The sequence below is a fragment of the Streptomyces sp. NPDC104307 genome, from assembly GCF_055584045.1.
The window spans coordinates 720,478-740,116 of record NZ_JBVJMU010000001.1 but is presented as its reverse complement, the minus strand read 5'-3'; the positions used below and the strand labels follow the sequence as shown (position 1 = coordinate 740,116).

General features: G+C 71.0%; 16 protein-coding genes and 1 tRNA gene. 9 read left to right on the top strand and 8 right to left on the bottom strand.

The window, feature by feature from the left end:
- Positions 1–5 precede the first annotated feature (5 nt).
- From ACZ601_RS02970 to ACZ601_RS02955, 4 genes are all read right to left on the bottom strand, one after another.
- Entirely contained in the window at positions 6–2,429 is a 2,424-nt protein-coding gene (locus ACZ601_RS02970; protein ID WP_469532336.1) for a polysaccharide lyase 8 family protein, read from the bottom strand.
- A gap of 47 nt (positions 2,430–2,476) precedes the next feature.
- Complete coding sequence (locus ACZ601_RS02965; RefSeq protein ID WP_469532334.1) at positions 2,477–3,841, bottom strand: M60 family metallopeptidase; 1,365 nt, start codon at positions 3,839–3,841, stop codon at positions 2,477–2,479.
- Positions 3,842–3,999: 158 nt separating this feature from the next.
- A complete protein-coding gene (locus ACZ601_RS02960) occupies positions 4,000–5,094 on the bottom strand; it encodes a LacI family DNA-binding transcriptional regulator (protein WP_469533804.1) in 1,095 nt (364 codons plus the stop codon).
- 62 nt (positions 5,095–5,156) lie between these two features.
- Positions 5,157–6,143, bottom strand: coding sequence for a hydroxyacid dehydrogenase (locus ACZ601_RS02955; RefSeq protein WP_469532332.1), 987 nt, complete (start codon positions 6,141–6,143; stop codon positions 5,157–5,159).
- 339 nt (positions 6,144–6,482) lie between these two features.
- Between ACZ601_RS02955 and ACZ601_RS02950 the strand changes: the two genes are divergently transcribed.
- From ACZ601_RS02950 to ACZ601_RS02930, 5 genes are all read left to right on the top strand, one after another.
- Positions 6,483–7,496: an ABC transporter permease gene (locus tag ACZ601_RS02950; RefSeq protein ID WP_328864577.1), complete on the top strand. Its 1,014-nt coding sequence runs from the start codon at positions 6,483–6,485 to the stop codon at positions 7,494–7,496.
- Between the two features lie 82 nt (positions 7,497–7,578).
- Entirely contained in the window at positions 7,579–8,439 is an 861-nt protein-coding gene (locus tag ACZ601_RS02945) for a carbohydrate ABC transporter permease (protein WP_469533802.1), read from the top strand.
- A 51-nt stretch (positions 8,440–8,490) separates the two neighbouring features.
- The gene (locus ACZ601_RS02940; protein ID WP_469532330.1) at positions 8,491–10,164 is read left to right on the top strand and encodes an extracellular solute-binding protein; all 1,674 of its coding nucleotides are present in this window, start codon (positions 8,491–8,493) and stop codon (positions 10,162–10,164) included.
- Complete coding sequence (locus ACZ601_RS02935; protein ID WP_469532329.1) at positions 10,161–11,627, top strand: M1 family metallopeptidase; 1,467 nt, start codon at positions 10,161–10,163, stop codon at positions 11,625–11,627. The genes ACZ601_RS02940 and ACZ601_RS02935 overlap by 4 nt, the downstream gene beginning before the upstream one ends.
- The gene (locus ACZ601_RS02930) at positions 11,624–13,822 is read left to right on the top strand and encodes a right-handed parallel beta-helix repeat-containing protein (RefSeq protein ID WP_469532327.1); all 2,199 of its coding nucleotides are present in this window, start codon (positions 11,624–11,626) and stop codon (positions 13,820–13,822) included. Before ACZ601_RS02935 ends, ACZ601_RS02930 begins: the two co-directional genes overlap by 4 nt.
- Before the next feature lie 78 nt (positions 13,823–13,900).
- Here ACZ601_RS02930 and ACZ601_RS02925 read toward each other — a convergent pair whose 3' ends face one another.
- On the bottom strand, positions 13,901–14,626 hold the full coding sequence (locus ACZ601_RS02925) for a TetR/AcrR family transcriptional regulator (RefSeq protein ID WP_469532325.1): 726 nt from the start codon (positions 14,624–14,626) through the stop codon (positions 13,901–13,903).
- A 141-nt stretch (positions 14,627–14,767) separates the two neighbouring features.
- On the opposite strand from ACZ601_RS02925, the gene ACZ601_RS02920 reads away from it, so the two are divergent.
- Complete coding sequence (locus ACZ601_RS02920) at positions 14,768–15,715, top strand: NAD-dependent epimerase/dehydratase family protein (protein ID WP_469532323.1); 948 nt, start codon at positions 14,768–14,770, stop codon at positions 15,713–15,715.
- 51 nt (positions 15,716–15,766) lie between these two features.
- Here the strand turns inward: ACZ601_RS02920 and ACZ601_RS02915 are convergent, their stop codons facing one another.
- Positions 15,767–16,669 (bottom strand): transketolase family protein, encoded by a 903-nt coding sequence (locus tag ACZ601_RS02915; protein ID WP_469532321.1) that lies wholly within the window; start codon positions 16,667–16,669, stop codon positions 15,767–15,769.
- Positions 16,670–16,725: 56 nt separating this feature from the next.
- The gene (locus ACZ601_RS02910) at positions 16,726–17,427 is read right to left on the bottom strand and encodes a transketolase (protein WP_469532320.1); all 702 of its coding nucleotides are present in this window, start codon (positions 17,425–17,427) and stop codon (positions 16,726–16,728) included.
- 127 nt (positions 17,428–17,554) lie between these two features.
- Between ACZ601_RS02910 and ACZ601_RS02905 the strand changes: the two genes are divergently transcribed.
- A tRNA-Pro gene (locus ACZ601_RS02905) sits at positions 17,555–17,628 on the top strand.
- 96 nt (positions 17,629–17,724) lie between these two features.
- On the opposite strand, the gene ACZ601_RS02900 is transcribed toward ACZ601_RS02905, so the two are convergent.
- Positions 17,725–18,294 carry a site-specific integrase gene (locus ACZ601_RS02900; RefSeq protein WP_469532318.1) on the bottom strand — a complete coding sequence of 190 codons (570 nt, stop codon included), beginning with the start codon at positions 18,292–18,294 and terminating at the stop codon, positions 17,725–17,727.
- 115 nt (positions 18,295–18,409) lie between these two features.
- Between ACZ601_RS02900 and ACZ601_RS02895 the strand changes: the two genes are divergently transcribed.
- Together ACZ601_RS02895 and ACZ601_RS02890 are read left to right on the top strand one after the other, a co-directional pair.
- On the top strand, positions 18,410–19,075 hold the full coding sequence (locus ACZ601_RS02895; RefSeq protein ID WP_469532316.1) for a hypothetical protein: 666 nt from the start codon (positions 18,410–18,412) through the stop codon (positions 19,073–19,075).
- A gap of 88 nt (positions 19,076–19,163) precedes the next feature.
- Positions 19,164–19,607: a hypothetical protein gene (locus ACZ601_RS02890; protein WP_469532314.1), complete on the top strand. Its 444-nt coding sequence runs from the start codon at positions 19,164–19,166 to the stop codon at positions 19,605–19,607.
- The last annotated feature ends 32 nt before the right edge of the window (positions 19,608–19,639 follow it).

Here is a 19,639-nt window from a genome sequence, read left to right as displayed (position 1 = left end):
GGGGCTTACAGGACGAGTTCGGCGCGGTGGCTGTGGCCGCGCGAACCGCCGGCCGCGACGGTGAGGACGGTCCGGCGGCCGAGGACGACGCTCACGGTGGCATCGGCCCGCGCCACCGACCGCACCCGGAATGGCAGTTCGACCGTGATTGAGGCCTGGGTCCGGCCCGGGTCCGCCATCGCGACCGACACCCGCGCACCCCTTCGCCGCACGAGTACGGACGCCGGTCCCGACGCGACGATCCCGGCCGCAGACCCGGCGTCCCAGAAGTGCGCGGCGGTCAGTCCGGCCCTGCGGTCCTCCACGGCCTGGGCGATGGCGTCGTTGGCGACGATCCGGACCGGCCGGGAGTGCGACCAGACCGCGGTGGCGGCGGCCGACGCCCCGGGCAGCAGTACGTAGGCGTAGCCGGCGTCGTCGGGCGAGACGCCGTGGTCCACCCAGAGCGTGACGTAGCGTCGGGTGACGGGATCGGAGCTGCCCCCGGTGTCCGCACCCGTGTTGATGGCCCGCCACGTCCCGGTGCGCTCCTCGCGCAGGGTGCGCAGCGCGGCCCCTTCGGGGAAGACGTAGCCGCCGGTCCCGTCGAGATGCGCCCACCGGGCCCGGCGGAACTCATCGGACCGGCCCTGCTCCGCGGGGAGCGGGAACCCGTCGACCAGGAGCCGGGCCCGGCCCCGCGCGCCGAGGTTGCGGTTCTCCACGATCGTCTCGACCGCCCGGCCGTCGCTCGCGGTGATGCCCGCGCCGAGCGCGACCACCGCGTTGTCCAGCAGGAACCACGCCTTCCTGGTCCGCAGCGTGCTGCCGGGGGCGCCGGTCACCTCCATCGCGGCCACCGTGTACCGGTCGTCCAGTACGGCCCCGCCCGCGACGCTGTTCGACGGCAGGTAGGTGGAGGTGCCCGCGCCGGTGCCGAGGTCTTCGCGGCGGCGGTTGTCGACGGTGGTGCCGGGGAGCCGGTAGGGGTCGACGGTCGGCCAGAAGCCGTCGTTGTACTGCCCGAGGTCGTCGCCGTCGTACAGATACGTCATGCCGTCGCCGGTGTACCAGCCGTGCAGGTTCTCGCCGTTGCCCGCCTCGTACGCGGAGATCCGCTTCGACGACAGCGAAAGGGCGCAGGCCCAGCCGGGGCGGCGGTGCACCACCCGGTCCATGTCCGCGAGGACGAAGCTGCCCGTCGTGCGCGCCCCGGCGCGGATGGAGTGGTCGTCGAGCACGGCCTTGGCCAGGGCCAGTTGGGGGAGGGTGGCGAGAGCCGCGAACGGGGTGGTGCGGTTGCGGGTCAGCCAGCCCTTGGCCAGCGACCGCCAGCTGTCCGCGTAGGAGGCGGGCGCGCCGGCCGCGAGGAGGAGGATCGCCGCGACGGCCGAGGCGCCGTCCCGGTGGTCGCCCGCGCGCTCCCTTGAGACGGCCCGCCCGCGCACCGAGTCCATCATCAGCCCGTCGAAGACCACCGGAGCGAAACTCCGCTCCACGGCCTCGTACATCACGGAGACCTCCGGGTCCGCGACCGCCCACGGCGAGTTGGCGAGGAGGGCGATCAGCCAGGCCGCGCCGCCGAGCAGCACGGTGCCGTACGAGCCGGTGTACGCGACCACGTCGTGCTGGACGAACGAGCCGTCCTCGTAGAACCCGTCACCCGAACTCGCGTACCGGAAGAGGCTGTTGCGGCCGGAGTCGCGAACGTCGGAGAGGGCGTCCCGAGCCGATTCCAGCTTCTCCGCGTCCTTGCCGAGCAGCCCGCGCAGCGCCACGGTCACCGCCTTGTCGGTGCGGTTGGCGCCGGTCTCCGCCAGTGTGGGGGAGTTGGTCCGGCGGTCCGCGTCGGGGCAGAACCGGTCGACGACGGCCAGATAGTCCGTCAGGTCGTCCTCGGGCAGCTGACCGCGCAGCAGTACACAGCAGTCCATCAGCGCTCGGGGAGCGCCGATCTCCCAGAACCACCAGTTGCCGCTCTCCTTCGCCTGCGGATGGTAGGCGGTGTCGTACGTGAAGCGCAGCGCGCCGAGCAGGGCCTCCGCGGTCGCCGCGTCGCCGGACAGCGCGGCCCCGGGCGTGGCCCACGCGGTGGCGAGGGTGCGCAGCCGGGTGTAGCTCTGCCCGAAGTTGCCCGGCTCCGTGACCGGGGAGAGGTCGGCCCACAGCGCGGTCCGTCCGGCGTCGCGGTCCAGGGTGTCCCACAGCTCCTTCGCCGTGCTGTCCAGGGCCGCGAGGGCGGCGGCGAAGTCGGAGTCAGAGGGGTCTGACCCGCCTCCCGTGATCAGGGTCTCCGCCCGCAGGAGAAGTCCGTCGAAGTCCTGGTCCGCGCCGGTCGCGTTCACGGGTGTACTGTCCGCCGCCTGCGCGGCACCCGCTGTCGGTGCGAGCGTCGCACCGACTGCCGCGGCGCCGCTCGCGGCGAGAAGGGTCCTTCTGCTCAGTTGCACGATGACTCCCTGTCCTGTGCGGCTGCGTCGTCCATGTCCGGTACCGCTCAGTCGGAGAGCGTGCTCGGGTCGACGTCCGGCCGGGGGAGGTTCAGGGCGGCGAGTTCCGCCCTGCCGACGGCGTCGATGGGGAAGGCCCAGGTGTTGACGAAGAAGTCCGTGAGGTCGCGGCCCGCGACGCGGCTGGAGTAGGTGGCGAGTGCCCGGTAGCGCTTGTCGTTCTCCGTGGAGTCGGACTGCGGGTTCTCCTCGCGCACCAGCTTGTGCAGCCGGGGCCAGAAGTCGTCCCCGAAGGCCAGTTCCAGCTGACGGAGCGGCACGAGCTTCTCGTAGGCGCCGAACGACTTCTCGTAACTCAGCCCGTCGGTGCCGAACTTGGCCCGTGCGGTCTGGAAGGCGGTCAGCCCGGTCGCCGGATCGACGGTGAGCAGGTTGGACGGCTGGTCCAGGGTGCGCTGGGCGGCCAGCGAGTAGATGTTCACCGTCACCTCGGTGAGGCCGCCCGGCTTGTAGGCCATCTGCTGATGCAGGTGGCCCAGTTCGTGGTAGAGGCCCCAGCCGCGCGTCCGCAGGCCCTCTACGGTGGTGGCCCGGTCGAGATAGGCGCGCGGGAAGCCGTTGTAGCCGTGCGTGGCGTACGCGCCGACACCGGTCGGCACCTTGCTGACCTCGGTGAAGTGGTACGGGCCCGCCTTGCGCCGATGCACCGGGCGCGAACCGTCGAGGCCGCTGATCCGGGCGTGCGAGTCGATGATCGTCCCGACCAGCCGGAGCAGTGCGGCGTGGTCCTCGCCCCGGTACTGAAGCGCGCCGTCCCGGGTCAGCGTCATGATCGTGTCCGGACCGTGGAGTTCGGCCCAGGGCGACTCTGTGAGAGTGTCCAGCTGTCGCTGGTAGTCCGCCTCCGTGGTGCGTCCCAGCGTGAAGACGGGCATGGGGACGGCTCCGGAGCGGATGAGTACGGAGGCCCGTTCGCCGTGCCCGGTGAGCGTCAGGTAGACCGGGCCGCCGTGCGGGTCCGTCACGGTGTTGTCGCCGGCGGTCAGCGGATAGGAGCGCGGTTCGGTGATCTCGCCGTAGTAGTCCCAGGCGCCGATCCAGAGCGTGGGAAGCAGGCCGTCGTGCGGCCGGACGCCCAGCGAGAGCGGGGCGCCGGCAGGCACGTACAGGCCGGTCGGCTGGAACTCCGAGCCGCGCAGCGCCTGTGCGAGCCGCAGCCGTTCGGCCTCGGCCGAGGGGCGGGCGGTGACGGTCAGGGCGACGGGGCGGGCGCCCGGCCGGCGGGGGGCGGCCTGCGCGGCGGGAACGGCGGCGCCGAGTGCGGCCGCCGCCCCGGCGCCGGCCGCGGCGGCGAGTACGGAACGGCGGCCGACCGGGGCGGTGGACGGGGCGGAGGGGGTGTGCTGACGCATGCGGAACTCTCCCTGCAGAAACGAACGAGGGGCGGAAGCGTGCGGAACGGGATAGGACGTGCCGTCAGCATGTAAGCGGTTGCTGTCGAGCCGCAAGGGGAGTCGGGAAGTTACTGTCATTTTCTATGGCCAACTGCGGACAGGCAGGAGGTAACCGGTCAACCGCGCGCGGGCCCGCCGGCCCGGGGACCAACGGAATCGCGTACCACGATGTGGGTGCCGAGCCGCAGCGCGCCCGTGGTCGGCTCCCGCCAGTCGTCCTCGTCGCCGCCGGAGACGGCCAGCCGCACCGCCTGGCGCCCCATCTCCTCCAGCGGCACATGGACCGTGGTCAGCCGGGGACGCAGCTCCTGGGCGACCGGGATGTCGTCGTAGCCCACCAGCGAGATGTCCTTCGGCACCCGCAGCCCGGCCTCTTCGAGCGCCTGTGCCGCGCCGGCCGCGACCACGTCGTTCGCCGCGAATACGGCCGTGAACTCCAGCCCTTCCCGGATCAGTTCGGCCATCCGCCGGTAGCCGAAATTACGGCTGAAGGCGCCCGACTGGACCAGTTCGGGATCGGCCGGCAGCCCGCGCAGCTCCAGGGCCCGCCGGTGCCCGGCCAGCCGGTCGCGGGTGGTGGAGAGCCTGGGCGGGCCGCCGAGGTAGAGGATGCGCTCGTGGCCCCGCATCAGCAGGTGGTCGGTGATCGCGAAGGCGCCGCCCTCGTTGTCGTACTCGACGGACGCGGTCGGCGCGGCCTCGCCCAGCGGCGGCCTGCCGCACAGCACCAGCTTGGAGCCGCCCGCGTCCAGCTCGCGCGCCCGGCGGGCCAGCTCCGAGGTGTAGCCGCGGTCGGCGATGGAGCCGCCGACCACCACCACCGCGTCGGCCCTGCGCTCGTGCATCAGGTCGATGAAGGCCAGCTCGCGCTGCGGGTCGCCCTGGGTGCAGCACACCAGGCAGAGCCGACCGCCGAGCGCGGCCTCGCGCTCCACGCCCCGCGCGATGTAGGCGTAGAAGGGGTCGATGACCTCGTTGACGATGATGCCGACGGTGCGGTTGGAGACCCCGGCCAGTGCGCGGGCGTGCGCGTTGACCACGTAACCGAGCTCGCGCATGGCCGACTCGACGCGCTCCCGGGTCGCCTCCGCGACCGGGTAGTTGCGGTTCAGGACGCGTGAGACGGTGGCCGTCGAGACCCCTGCGCGCCGTGCGACGTCGGTGACCGTCGCCCGCCGCTGTCCGTCCGCGGCCGTGCTCTGCCGGCGCATCCGGCTCACCCCCTGGTGGCTGTTGTGTGACGCCGAGCCTAGAGCCTGCGGCGGGACGGGGTTCATGCGATCCTCCCCAGGTCCGCCCGGTGCACCGGGTGACCGAAGGGCTCGCCCCGCGCGTACCGGGCCAGCTCGTCGACGGCGAGTGCGCCGAGGCGGCCCACCTCGTTGCCCTGGGCGCCCGCGAGGTGCGGGGTCAGGAAGACGTTGGGCAGCTCCCACAGCGGGTGCCCGGCCGGCAGCGGCTCGGGCGAGGTCACGTCCAGGACCGCGTCGAGCCGCCCGCTGACCAGGTGCCCGGTCAGCGCCTCGGTGTCCACCAGCGGGCCCCGGGCGGTGTTGACGAGCAGGGTGCCGGGGCGCATCAGGCCGATCCGGCGGGCGTCGATGATCCCCCGGGTCTCGGGCGTGTCAGGGGCGTGCACGGTCACCACGTCGCTGGTCGCGACCAGGGTGTCCAGATCCACCGGGGTGACGCCGAGGAGTGCGGCCTCCGCGGCGCCCACGTACGGGTCGTACAGCAGCACCTCCGCGTCCAGGACCCGCAGCAGCTCGATGACCCGGCGGCCGATCCTGGAGGCGCCGACCACACCGACCCGCAGCCCGTGCGTGCCGAGCCAGTGCTGCCGGTCCAGGTCGGCGCCGGTGCGGTGGGTGCGGCGCTCCCGGTAGAGCCCCGCCAGCGGGAACACCCGTTTCGCGCCCATGATGATCGCGGCCAGGGTGAACTCCGCCACCGGCACGGCGTTGGCGGAGGCGGCGGAGGAGACGACGATCCCCCGGTCGAAGGTGTCAGGGGACAGGAACGTCTTCACCGTGCCGGCCGCGTGGATCACGGCCCGCAGCGCGGGCGCCCTCCCCAGCAGCGCGGCGTCCACGGGCGGGCAGCCCCAGCCGGTCAGCAGCACCTCGGCGGCGGACAGCGCCGCGGTGGCGGCGGGGGAGTCGAACTCGCTGATCACGGACGGGTCGAGGAGATCCGCCGTCTCCTCCAGCCGGGCCCGGACGGGAGGCGGGAAGACCTCGTCCAGCAGTCCGGGGCTCATGACCAGAACCGTGCGCGGCCGCCTTCCGGGCGGGGTCGCGGCATCGGTACCGGATTGAGCCGGTGCCTCTTCGGTGGTTCGCACCCTGCCTCCGGACAGTAATCGCGTTCTATGGAATGACCGGCACGCTAGGGAGCGTGACGCCCGACCGTCAAGCTCTCTCCGCCTGCAACTGACCCGATTCAGACGGTATACGGCGATTTTCTGGCCCGGATTTCCTTCGGAGAGCACTGCGAAACAAAGACGTTCGCTCGGATCTCTTGACGCTTGGGTTAACCGCTTACTAACTTGCGGCCGCAGAAGGCTCACCACGCGCCACCCGGCCGAACAGGACGCACCATGGCTGACACAGCACCCCCGCTGCCGCGGGAAAAACGGCGGCAGCGGGCCGATGAACCCGCCCCGCCCGAAGCCCGGACCGCTGCCGCGCCACACCGGCTGACGCTCGGACAGCGGATCAAGCGGGACCGGGTGATGCTGCTGCTCACCCTGCCCGGACTGCTCTACTTCGTCGTCTTCCACTACGTCCCGCTGCTCGGGTACGTGGTGGCGTTCCAGGACTACCAGCCGTACCTCGGCTACATGCACAGCGTCTGGGTCGGCTTCGCCAACTTCTCCTCGGCGTTCGGTGAACCCGCCTTCTGGAGCGCGACGTTCAACACCCTGGAGATCGCCCTCATCCAGCTGGTGTTCTTCTTCCCGATCCCGGTCGCCCTGGCCCTGCTGCTCAACAGCATCGCCAGCGACCGCATCAGGCGGTTCGTGCAGAGCGTCGTCTATCTGCCGCACTTCATCGGCTGGGTCATCATCGTCTCGATCTTCCAGCAGATCCTGGGCGGCGCAGGGCTGCTGCCCGATGTGCTGGGCGGTCTGGGGCTGCCCCGCTACGACATGATGAGCGACCCCGACGCCTTCCCTTGGCTGCTGACCCTCCAGGTGGCCTGGAAGGACGCCGGCTGGGGCACGATCATCATCCTGGCCGCGCTCCTGAACATCGACCGGCAGAGCTACGAGGCCGCCGCGATCGACGGCGCGGGCCCCCGGCGCAGGCTCTGGCACGTCACCCTGCCGGGCATCGCCCCCGTACTCATCCTGCTGCTGATCCTCAACCTCGGGCAGATCCTCTCCGTCGGCTTCGAGCAGATCCTGCTGCAGCGCGACGCGGTCGGCCCGGACGCCGGTGAGGTTCTCGACACGTACGTCTACTACCACGGCATCAAGGACAACGACTGGGGCGTCGCCGCCGCCGTCGGACTCGTCAAGGCCGTCATCGGCACCGTACTCGTGCTGGGCGCGAACAAGCTCGCCCACCGACTCGGCCACGAAGGGGTGTACCGCGGTGCTGACCGCTGAGAAGACCCGCGCCACGTCCGCGACCACGGCGCCCGCGCCCCGGCAGGGCCGTAAGCCCAGGACCGACGGCCGACCGCCGTGGATGGAACGCCCGACCCGGCTGGGACAGACCGCCAAGGCGGTGGCCGTCGTCGTGGTCGTCCTCGCCGTCGCCTATCCGCTGGTCGGCGTCATCGGAACGAGCTTCGCCTCGCAGACCGACATCATCAAGGCCTCCGGCCTCGTCCTGTGGCCCGACCACCCCAATCTGGACGCCTACCGCACGATCTTCACGGGCGGCGTCGTCACCCGGGCGCTGCTCGTCTCCGTGGGCATCACCGTGTTCGGCACCCTCGCCAGCCTGCTCGTCACCATCGGCATGGCGTACGGACTCTCCCGCCGCGAGGTCACCGGCTCCCGCCCCATCCTGATGATCGCCCTGTTCACCATGCTGTTCAACGCGGGCATCATCCCGAACTTCCTGCTGGTCAAGGGGCTCGGGCTGTACGACACCTACGCGGCGCTCGTCATGCCCACCCTGGTCAGCGCCTTCAACCTGGTCGTCCTGCGGTCCTTCTTCATGAGCCTGCCGGACGAGCTGTACGACGCGGCGAAGGTCGACGGCGCCGGCGACATCCGCATCCTGGTGCGAATCGTCCTCCCGCTCTCCAAAGCGGTCCTGGCGGTGATCAGCCTCTTCTACGCGGTGACGTACTGGAACGCCTTCTTCAACTCGCTCCTGTACCTCAACGACTCCGACAAATGGCCGCTGCCGATGGTGCTGCGGACCTACGTCCTCCAGGGCCAGAGCCTGAACTCGGCCTCGGCGGGCGAGGTGCTCGCCCCGCAGCAGGCCGTCCAGATGGCGGTCCTGGTGATCGCCGTCGTGCCGATCCTCTGCGTCTATCCGTTCCTCCAGCGCTACTTCACCAAGGGCGTGCTCACGGGCGCCGTCAAGGGCTGAGCGCAGCCCCCGCCCCCCACTCCTTCCTCCCCCTCTCACAAGGAGATTCAGGTGTCGAGCTCCACTCCCGTCAACCGCAGAGCGCTGTTCCGCATGGGTGCGGGCATCGGTCTGGGACTGGCCGCCGCGCCGCTGATCGCCGCCTGCGGCGACGGCGGCACGACCGCCAAGGCCGAGGCCAAGAGCGCCTCGCTGCTCCCCGGCACCGCGATCCGCAACATCGGTCTCAAGCCCGATCTGGCCGGTACCGCCGCCGGCGTCCCGCAGGGCTTCTTCAGCTACCCCGCCAAGCCGCTGCGGGCCACCAAGGGCACCCCGCTCAAGGGGGCGAAGCCGATCAGCGCGACGATGGAGACGTTCTCGCCGCCGCCGCCCTCGCGCGGCCGGAACGCCGCCTGGCAGGAGATCGAGAAGCTCCTCGGCGGCCAGGTGAACATCACGGCCGTCCCCGCCGACGACTACGGCACCAAGTTCTCCACCATGGTCGCCAGCGACAGCCTGCCGGACCTGTTCATGTACCCGGAGGTCGGCGGCGTCGACAACAAGGCGGCCTTCCTGCGCGCCAAGTGCGCCGACCTGACCCCGTACCTCGCCGGGGACAAGGTCAAGGACTACCCCAACCTCGCCGCGATCCCGAAGGGCGCCTGGCAGTCGGCCATCTTCGGCGGGAAGCTCTACGGCATCCCGATCGCGCGCACCGGTACGGGCGGCGCGGGTTTCTACCGCCACGACCTGTTCGAGGAAGTCGGCGTGACCAGCCTCGACCAGATCACCGGCCTCGACCGGTTCATCGAGGTGTGCAAGGAGCTGACCCGGCCCAAGAAGGACCAGTACGCGATCATCGCGGGCGCCACCAACGTCCTCGCCATGTCGGCCGGCGCGCCGTACGCCTGGCGGATGGACAGCAAGACCGGCAAGTTCACCACCGACCTGGAGACCCCGCAGTTCCGTCAGGCCGTGGAGACCGCCCGGTCGCTGTACAAAGCCGGCTGCTACTACCCGGGCACCCTGCAGATGTCCGGGGCGCAGAAGGCCCAGTACACGGACATGTTCAAGAACGGCAAGGGCGCGTACGTCTACGACGGCATGCCCACCTACCTGGCGCCCGGGGTCGGCTACGTCGCCGCGATGAAGGCCATCGACAAGAAGTACGACCCGAGGCCCTTCGTACCGTTCGGCTCCTCGCCCGTCGCCTGGATGGACAACGTCAAGCTGGAGAACACCTTTGTGAAGAACGCGTCCGGGGAGCGGGTGCGGCAGATCCTGGCCCTGGCCGACTTCGCCGCGTCCCCGTTCGGCAGCGAGGAGTACACGCTCATCAACTACGGCATCGAGGGCAAGGACTTCACCCGCGACGCGAAGGGCAACCCGGCGCTCACCAAGCAGGGGACCCAGGACGTCACCGTGCCCTGGAAGTTCATCTCGTCCGCCGTCCCGGCCATCTTCAGCGCCGACTCGGAGGAAGGTGTGCGCCATGTGCACGAGGCGTTCACCAAGATGATCCCGATCATGGAGCAGGACCCTACGCTCCAGTACTCCTCGCCCACCTGGGACTCCAAGGGCTACGGCAGCCTCTACACGTTCAAGCTGGACGCGCTCAAGGACATCATCTCCGGCCGCAAGCCCATGTCCGCCTACGACCGGCTGGTCAAGGACTACCTCGCCAAGGGCGCCGAGCAGGCCCGCGGCGAGTTCGAGGAAGCCGCCCAGAAGGGGAAGAAGTGACGACCCGACGCGCAGCCCTCAGACTCGGCGGCGCGGCGGCCGTCGCGGCCGTGGCCGTACCGGCCCTCGCCCCGGCCGCCGAAGCCCGGCCGCACCGCTTCGACCCGAAGCCCGGCGCCAACGGGGTCGGGGACCCGCTCTTCCCGACCCTGGGCAACGGCGGCTACCAGGTCCTCCACTACGACCTCACCTTCGACTTCACCCCGGTCGCGTACGACTTCTCCGGCAAGGTGAAGATCAACGCCAGGGCCACCCAGGACCTCTCCGCGTTCAACCTCGACACCGACGGCCACACCATCGACACGGTGACCGTCTCCGGCCGCCCCGCCACCTGGCAGCTCACGCCCGGCCAGAGCGGCCAGGAGCTGACCGTCACCCCGGCGCACCCGCTCCACGACGGACAGGCGTTCACCGTCGAGATCGGCTACCGGGGCAACGGCAAGGCGCCCCGACTCGGCCTCACCGGCTGGAACTTCGGCACCGACGGCGGATTCGCCTCGGCCGCCCAGTCCTCCCGCGCCGACACCTTCCTGCCGTGCAACGACACCCCGTCCGACAAGGCGACGTGGGCCTTCCACATCAGCGCGCCCAAGGGCTTCGTCGCCACCGCCAACGGTGAACTCACCCACAAGTCCCCCCGCGCGGACGGCTCCTGCGTCTGGCACTTCGCCCTGCGCGAGCGGATGGCGACCGAACTCATCGGCATCGCCGTCGTCAAGGGCACCTACCTGTACGGCACCAGCCACCGGGGACTCCCGCTGCGGCACATCGTGCCCCAGGGGCAGGAGGAGAAGTACGGCCCGATCGTGGCCCGTACCCCGGACCATCTCGACTGGCTGGAGGCGAAGTTCGGCCGCTACCCGTTCTCCGTCTACGGCCTCCACATCTACGACGGCTACACCGACGCCCTGGAGAACCAGACCCTGTCGCTGTTCTCCACCAACTGGTTCAAGCTCAACGCAGAGGGACAGCCCGGCTACGAGACCACCATGGTCCACGAGCTCGTCCACCAGTGGTTCGGCGACTCCGTCACCCCGGACAACTGGCAGCAGGCCTGGCTCAACGAGGGCCCCGCCGTGTACTACGCCGGTCTGTACGGCGAGGAGCGCGGCTGGTCCGTCTTCGAGGACAAGATGCGGACGACGTACGAGAAGCTCGACGCCGTCCGCGCCGCCGACGGCCCGCCCGGACTGCCGAAGGCGCTCGGCGGCACCAACATCTACGACGGCGGCGCACTCGTGCTGTATGCCCTGAGCCTGCGGGCCGGCCAGCGGAAGTTCGACACCGTGATGCGCGAGTGGGTCAAGCGTTTCAAGGACTCCACGTACACCACAGAACAGTTCATCCGGCACACCGTCGACGTCACCGGTGACCGGAGCCTGGACCCGTTCCTGCGCGACTGGCTCTTCGGGGCCGTCAACCCGCCCATGCCCGGCCACCCCGACTGGAAGGCCACCGCGTGAACCGCCCGTTGAACGCCGTACGAGGAACCGCCGCCACTGCCACCGCGGTCTTCCTGGCAGCACTCCTCGCCGCCCCGGCCGCCCAGGCCGCGCCCGGCACCCGCACCCTGTACGCGGCCCCCGACGGCCGCGGCACCTCCTGCACCGTCAGCCGCCCCTGTACCCCGGAGGGCGCCCGCGACCGGGCCCGCACCGAGAAGGGGCGCGACGTCCGCGTCCTCCTCAAGGACGGTACGTACCGGCTCGACGCGCCCCTGAAGCTCGGCCCGGACGACTCCGGCACCACCTGGGCCGCCGCTCCCGGCGCCCGCCCCGTCCTCTCCGGCGGACAGGACATCACCGGCTGGCACCGCAACGCCGACGGCACCTGGAGCGCCGCCGTCCCCGCCGGGGTCACCCCGCGACAGCTCTTCGTCGACGGCGAGCGCGCCACCCGCGCCCGCGGCGAGGCCTGCGCGGCGAGCACCTGCGACGCCTCGGCCACCGGCATGACCGGCGCCACCGCGACCGGGATCGACCACTGGCAGCGCCCCACCGACGCCGAAGCCGTCATCCGGGTCCGCTGGCGGAACTACCACTGCCGGATCGCGGGCGTCAGCGGCGACACCATGACGTTCGTCCAGCCCTGCTGGACCAACTCGGCGAGCGGCACAGACCGCACCGGCCCCGCCTGGGACTCCACCGCCGTCGACTCCACCCGCTACAGCGGAGTCGCCTTCTTCGAGAACGCCCCCGAACTCCTGGACCAGCCCGGCGAGTTCGTATGGGACTCGAAGGGCCGCACCGTCACCTACCTGCCGCGCAAGGGTGAGGACATGCGCCGCGCGCGGACCGTCACCCCGCACACCGAACAGCTGCTCGTCGTCGACGGCGCCCATGACGTCACCGTCAGCGGGATCGGCTTCGCGTACGCGGCGTACCGCCAGCCCGGCACCGATGAGGGCTACGCGGGAATGCAGGCCGGTCTCACCCTGACCGGCGCCACCGGCCCCGTCGACCACGCGGGCCGCTACTACACCAAGCCGTCCGCCGCGGTCACCGTCCGCGGCGGCCGACGGGTGCGCGTCGACAGCGGCCGGTTCAGCCATCTCGGCGGCGCCGGAGCGATCCTGGAGGCCGGCACCAAGGACAGCTCGCTGACCCGTTCGTCCTTCACCGACCTGTCCTCCGGCGCCGTCTACGTCGGAGACACCGAACCGATGCCTGAGGCGTCACTGGCGGGGGAGCGGAACACCGTCGCGTACAACACCATCAGCCGCTCCGGCGTCGAGTACACCGACTCGGTGGGCATCTGGGCCGGTTACGAGGCGGGTCTGAGCATCGATCACAACAGCCTGGACCACCTTCCGTACTCCGCGATCTCGGTCGGCTGGGGCTGGAACCAGCCCGAGGCCCAGAAGTCCGTACTGCGTGACAACAAGGTGACGGGCAACCGCATCACCGACGTCATGGAGGTCGCACAGCAGCAGCACGACGGTGGCGCGATCTACACCCAGGGTGCCCAGCCCGGCACCGTCCTCAGCGGCAACTACATCAACCGCTCCGCGTACGGCAACACCGAACGCGACGGGAACGGCATCTACCTCGACGAGCAGTCCTCGCACATCACCGTCGAGCGCAACGTCATCACCCGCATCGGCTACAAGTGGGTCTCGAACTGGGCGGACTACGGAATCCAGAACACCGCGCGCGGCAACTGGACCGACACCGCCGCCCCCGCCCTCGGCGGAACCGGCTCGGTCATGACGGACAACCTGACCGGCCTCGACCGGCTGCCCGCCCAGGCGCTCGCCGTCGCCGCACGGGCGGGCGCCCACGGCGGCCCGGTCGAGCAGCTCCGCACCGACCTGGCCCGCACCGGCACGGCCACCCAGTCCTCGACCGACGGAGCGGCGACGGCGGCACTCGCCCTGGACGCCGACACCAACACGGACACCCGCACCCTCGCGGAGCCGGGAGCCTGGTGGCAGGCGGACCTCGGCGCCGTCCGGCACGTCCGGCAGGTCGAGATCTGGAACGACGCCTCCTCCACGACGGCCGACTTCGACGTCGTCACGGACGACGGCACGGTGCACGTCAGCGGGAAGGCGCTGCGCCCCACGCTGGTGAACCTGAACAGCCGGACCCGCACGGTGAGGATCGTGACGTCCGGTACGGGTCGGGTGGCCCTGGCCCAGGTGCTTATCCACCCCTGACACCCGTCACCACCGCGCAAAACGATCGCCGGACCGGCCCCCAGGGCCTGTCCGGCGATCGGCGTTGCGGGACACCGTTCACTCCAGCCCGAAGGCGTCCGCCAGCATGGCGACCTGCGCGTCCAGCAGGGTGCCCCCGCTGTGTCCCATCCCCGCGAACTGGCCCGCGGCCTCCAGGCCCACGGATCCGTGCAGCTGCGCCCAGGCGAGGAGCGCACCGGCCAGGGCCCCGGCAGCGCCCGCCGTGCCGGCGGCGGCGTCCGCCGCGTACTCGGCCACCCAGTCGCCCACCGCTGGATCCCCGTCCAGCCAGGCCGCCATCTGCGCCACCACCGGCGCCACTCCCGCCCCGGGCGTCCCGCCCGCGAACACCGGAAGGAACGGCCCGAGCACCGCGCGGGCCCGGTCCAGCGTGTCGGCGGGCGCGACATACCCCGGCACCGGCGCGCCCTGGATCAGGAGATACCGGTGCGGCTCCCCGACCGCCCAGGCCCGGTACGCCACCGCCAGCGCGTGCAGCCGCTCGCGCGGGCTCTGCGCGGCGTCCACCGATCGGGCGGCCGCCGAGCCGATGGCCGAGGCGGCATCGTCGTACGCGTCCCTGATCAGCGCGTGCAGCAGATCGTCCCGGCTGGCGAAGTAGCGGTAGAGCGCGGGCCCGGACAGGCCCATGTCCTTGGCGATCCGGGTGAGCGCGAGCGCCGCCACACCCCCGTCGGCCAGCTGCCGCAAGGCCGCGTCCTTGATCTCCGCGCGGGTCTGCTCCCGGTAGCGGGCCCGCGGCCCCTGTTGCGCCTCGGCCATCCCCGGCCCCTTCCGCTAGGCAAGCTCACTTCAGTTACGGAGTCTAACAGTCAACCTTGCGATGACTCGTAGCGAGAGTTACAGTCTCTAACAGAAGTGACAATCCATCGCGATCGTCGTCCGCAGCACAGGGAGTACGTCATGAGCGCAGCACGTGACCTTCAAGTCGTCCTCGGCTCCGGCCCCGCCGGTACCGCACTCGCCGTCGAACTCGTCCGCCGGGGCCACCCGGTCCGGCTCGTCGACCGGGCGGCCACCGGGCCGGCGCTCGAAGGCGTCGACCGGTTCGCCGCCGATGTCGCCACCCCGGAAGGTGCCCGTGCGGCGGTCGGGGGCGCGGCCGTCGTCTACCACTGCGTCAACGTGGCGTACCACCTCCAGGTCGAGGCCATGCCGCGCATCCAGCAGGCCGTACTCGCGGCGGTCGAGGCCGAGGGCGCCCGCCTCGTGGTGCTCGACACGCTCTACCCGTACGGCGAGACGCACGGTGCGGTCATGACGGAGGACACCCCGTGGAACGCCACGACCGACAAGGGCGTGATGCGCGCCGAGCTCGACGCCCGCTACCTCGCCGCACACGCCGAGGGCCGGCTGCGGGTCGCACTGGGCCGGTCCGCCGACTTCGTGGGGCCCGGTGTCCTCAACTCCACGCTGGGCGGCGCGGTGTTCCCCGCCGCGCTGACCGGAGGAGAGGTCCCGGCATTCGGTGACATCGACCTGCCGCACAGCTACACGTACATCGGTGATGTGGCCGCAGGCCTCGCGACGCTGGGGGAGAACCCGGACGGTGACGGCCGGGTCTGGCACCTGCCCACCGCCCCGGCGCTCACCACGCGCCGGATCCTGGAGATGATCGAGGAGCGCGTCGGCCGTCCGCTGACTCTCACCGTCGTCTCGGAACCCCGCCCGTTCGGGCCGTTCGACGAGCAGTTCATGACCGCGTACGCCGAGATGTTCTACCAGCACACGGAGGCGCAGATCGTCGACTCCTCCGCCATCCAGAAGGCGTTCGGCCTGGCACCGAACCCGCTCTCCGCGACCGTCGACGCCACGCTCGCGTGGTACGGGGAGCTGCTGGCGGCCCACTGAGCGCGCCGGCCGCACCGCTCACCGGTGGCCGCCGGCCCCTCGCGGGGCCGCTCACCGACCGAGGAACGCGCCGATCCGCTGCCGCAGGCCTCGCGGGTCCAGGCCGTGAGCGGCGAGGTGCTCGTCCAGCTGCCCGTACCGGCGCAGCTCCTCGCGGGCGACGCCGAGCCCCAGGATCCGGTGCGGGCGGGCGGCGAGCGCGTCGTTGGCCGCTGCCGTGGACGTGCCCGCGAGGTACGGCTCGACGATGACCACGTCGGCGGCCGGCCGGTCGCCCATCGCCCTGCGCAGGCCGTCCCAGTCGAACGGCCGCACCGTCGTCGCGTAGAGCACGGTCACGTCGAGCCCCTCGGTGGCCGCGAGGACGTTGTCGAGCATCGGGCCGACGGCGATCACCACGCCGCCCGTCCCCTCGCGCACCGTGGCGAACCCGCCCCGTTCGCCGACCGGGCGCCCCCGCTCGTTGGACTGCATAGACAGCCGCACATACACCCGGTCGTCCCCGGCGACGGCTTCCCGCAGCAGTGTCTCGGCCTCGTCGGGGTGGCCCGGAACGTGCACCGTCCAGCCGTCGAGGGTGTCCAGGAGTGCGACATCGCCGGGCGCCATATGGGTGAAACCACCGGCCGGCCAGTCGTAGGAGGCTCCGGCGCTGACCAGTACCCCGCCCACGCCCTGGTGGCCGAAGTCCAGCTTCACCTGTTCGAAGGGGCGCTCCACCAGGAAGCTGGCGAAGGTGTGCACGATCGGCCGCATCCCGGTGAGCGCCATTCCGGCCCCGGCGCCGACGAGCAGCTGTTCCCGGATGCCGACGTTGACGACGCGGTGCGGATGGGCGCGCTCGGCCCGGCTGAAGCCGTCCCGGCTGATCTCGGCCAGCACGAGCGCCAGCCGCGGGTCCTCGTCGAGCAGGCGTGAGGTGGTCGAGATGAAACGGTCCCGCATCGTGTCCATGGGAGGTCTTCCTCTTCTTTCTGTCCGTCGGTCCGGTGGATGGCTGACGCGGGAGCTCAGCGCTTGGGGGCGACCCGGGCGACCACAGCACGCGGCTGTCCGGGGTGCGGTGCGGTGAAGGCGGCGTACAGCTCCTCGTGGTCCCGCCCGTCCACGGAGGCCACCGACCAGCCCGCGGTCGCGAACCGGCCGGCGATGCCGCCGGGGCGGCCGTACGTCGCGGAGGCGTTGTCGATCACCACGGTGTGCAGCCGGTCGAGGCCCGCCGGCGCCGCGTAGGCGATCGCCTCGTGGTTGCTGCCCTCGTCCAGCTCGGCGTCCCCGGTCAGCACCCACACGCGAGGGCCGGTCAGCCCCTGGGCCCGCAGCCCCAGCGCGGTGCCCACGGCCAGCGGCAGCCCGTGCCCCAGCGAACCGCTGCCGATCTCGGCGCCGGGCACGAGCAGCCGGTCCGGATGGTGGCCGAGCGGCGAGTCGTACGAGCCGAAGCCCGCCAGCAGCTCCTCGCCGAAGAACCCGTGCGCGGCGAGGACGGCGTAGTACGCCATCGGCCCGTGTCCCTTCGACAGCAGGAAGCGGTCGCGGTCGGGGGCGTCCACGGTCCCCGGTGACACCCGTAGCACCCGGTCGTAGAGCACCCACAGGGCGTCGAGCGTCGAGGTGGCGGCGGAGTCGTGCTTCTCGTCGCCGGTCATCAGGCTCATCAGCCGGTGCAGGTCGCGGTAGGCGGGGGCGGGGGCGGAGGTTGTGTGCGTCATGTGCCACAGCGTTCAACATCAAGCATGGTTGAGGTCAAGCGCCCAAAGGTGTTCGTAACCACCCGTTGAAGTGCGGTATTGTTCTCATGCGCGTTCGGCCAGGGGAAACCCCAGGTCAGGCGGGCATCGGGACGTGGCGCAGCTTGGTAGCGCACTTGACTGGGGGTCAAGGGGTCGCAGGTTCAAATCCTGTCGTCCCGACAGAGAGATAGCAGGTCAGAGGGGTCCTACGGGGCCCCTCTTGATCGTTTCCAGGGGTGCCGTCTCACAATTTCTCACAAACGCTGTTGATCAAGGTCAGCCGAGCAGTTCGGCCAGCTTCTCCGAACCCGCCTTCAACGACTGCGGGTCGGGGTGCACGTAGGTCCGCTTCGTGAACCCGGGGTCCGAGTGACCGGCCCACGCGGAGACCACCGTGTCCGGCACCCCGTTGTTCGCCATCCATGACAGGCAGGCGTGCCGCGCGTCGTACAACCGCACCTTCCGTACGCCCGTGGTGGCCATCAGCTTGTGTGCCTCGCGCCGGAGCTTGTCCGTCTTCCACGGCCGCCCGAGGTCGTCCACGAGCACATAGCCGCTGTCCTCGTACGCCTCACCGGCGGCCACCTTCTCCGTCGCCTGCGTGGCCTGGTACGCCTTCAGCGCCCGCAGGACGGGCTTCGGCAGGGGCAGCGTGCGCTTCCCGGCCTCGGTCTTCGCTCCCTTCTCCACCACCTTGTTCCGCTGGCCACGCTCGGCCGTGCGGTCGTAGACGATCGTCCGCGTGTTTGTGCCGACGGCGATTGTCCCTGCCGTCAGGTCCACATCCGGGTTCCAACGAGCGCCGCAAACCTCCGCCGGACGCTCTGCGATCAGGGCGAGCAACATGGGGGCGTAGGACCGATGGCCCTGGATACCCTCCAGGCAGAAGCGGCTGCTGGCCCTGCGCGCCGAGCAGGAGGCCCGGTACCGGCTCGCGCAGGAACGGCAGCGGGCCACGGCCGTGGAGTCCGTCGCGGACGCCCTGGACGCCGTGCTGGCCGGTGACTGGGAGGTCCGGCCGACCGTCGGGGAACTCGCGGACGTCGACCGGGGCCTGTTCTACGAGGGCTCCGTGAACGGGGTCTACGGCGACGGCTCCACCGGTAAGTCCGTGCTGATGGTGCGGGCCGCCGGGCAGCGCCGGGAGGCTACGGCCGAGTTCCTGCGCACCTACGGGGACGTGGACGGCCCGCAGGATGACCCGGCGGTCGTCGTCTCCCGGCTCATCCGGCAGGCGTCCGGCCACGTGGTGTGGCTGCTGGAGCGGGTGCAGGAGACCGAGGCCGAAGCCCTCGTGTGGGGCATGACCTCCGAAGTTGAGCGCCAAGGCGGGGAGTTCCCCGGCGTGGACACCACGTACAGCGCGGCCGTGAATGGCTGGGTGCGGCTGTACGGGGAGGAGCGGGATCGGCTGCTGAAGATGTGCGACCTCGCGGCCCGCATGGGTGTAAACGAGCGCCTGGTGACGATCGCCGAGGTGCAGACGAAGATCATGTTCGAGGCGATGAACCGGGCGCTGGACGCCTTGGAGTTGACGGCCGCGCAGCGCGTCCGCGTGCCGGAGGTGATGGTCGGTCTCCTGCGGGGCATGGCCGCCGAGGGGCGGCCGGAACTCCCCGCCGCCTGACACCAGGGGCCGCAGCCGGAGGGGCCGCGGCTTCGTGCGTGTAAACGGTTCACGGTACAAAGCCGCGCGCCCTGGCTACGATCCAGCGATGGAATGGTGGAAAACGATTGCGCCCCTGGTCGGCGTCGTCCTGGGAAGCCTCGGCACGTTGCTTGGGCAGAAGCTGTCCGACACCCGCACCCTCCGACGTGACCGGATGCTCGCCAAGGAAGAAGCGAAGATCCGCCTGGCCGCAGAAAGGGTGACCCTACAGCGGGAAGCGATCATGGAGATACAGCGTGGTCTCGAAGGCATCATGGCCGCCCATGAGTTGGCTCCGGGGCAAAGTCCCAGTGCCGAGTTCAGAGCGGCAGCAACCCAATCCGGACTGTTCTTGCGCGCACATATCGCGCGGCTGGAAGACAGGGAGCTAGCTGCCAGCGCGCTGGAATGGGCAGGTCCGCACCAGAACGCGGCGGCGGCTCGAACGGCGCTGGACTCACTTCAGCAGCGCTTGAGCGCCCACCTTCGAGCGCTCTACGTGGACCAGTGAGGCGGCGCGGTTCTCGCGGCAGAGTGAACAAT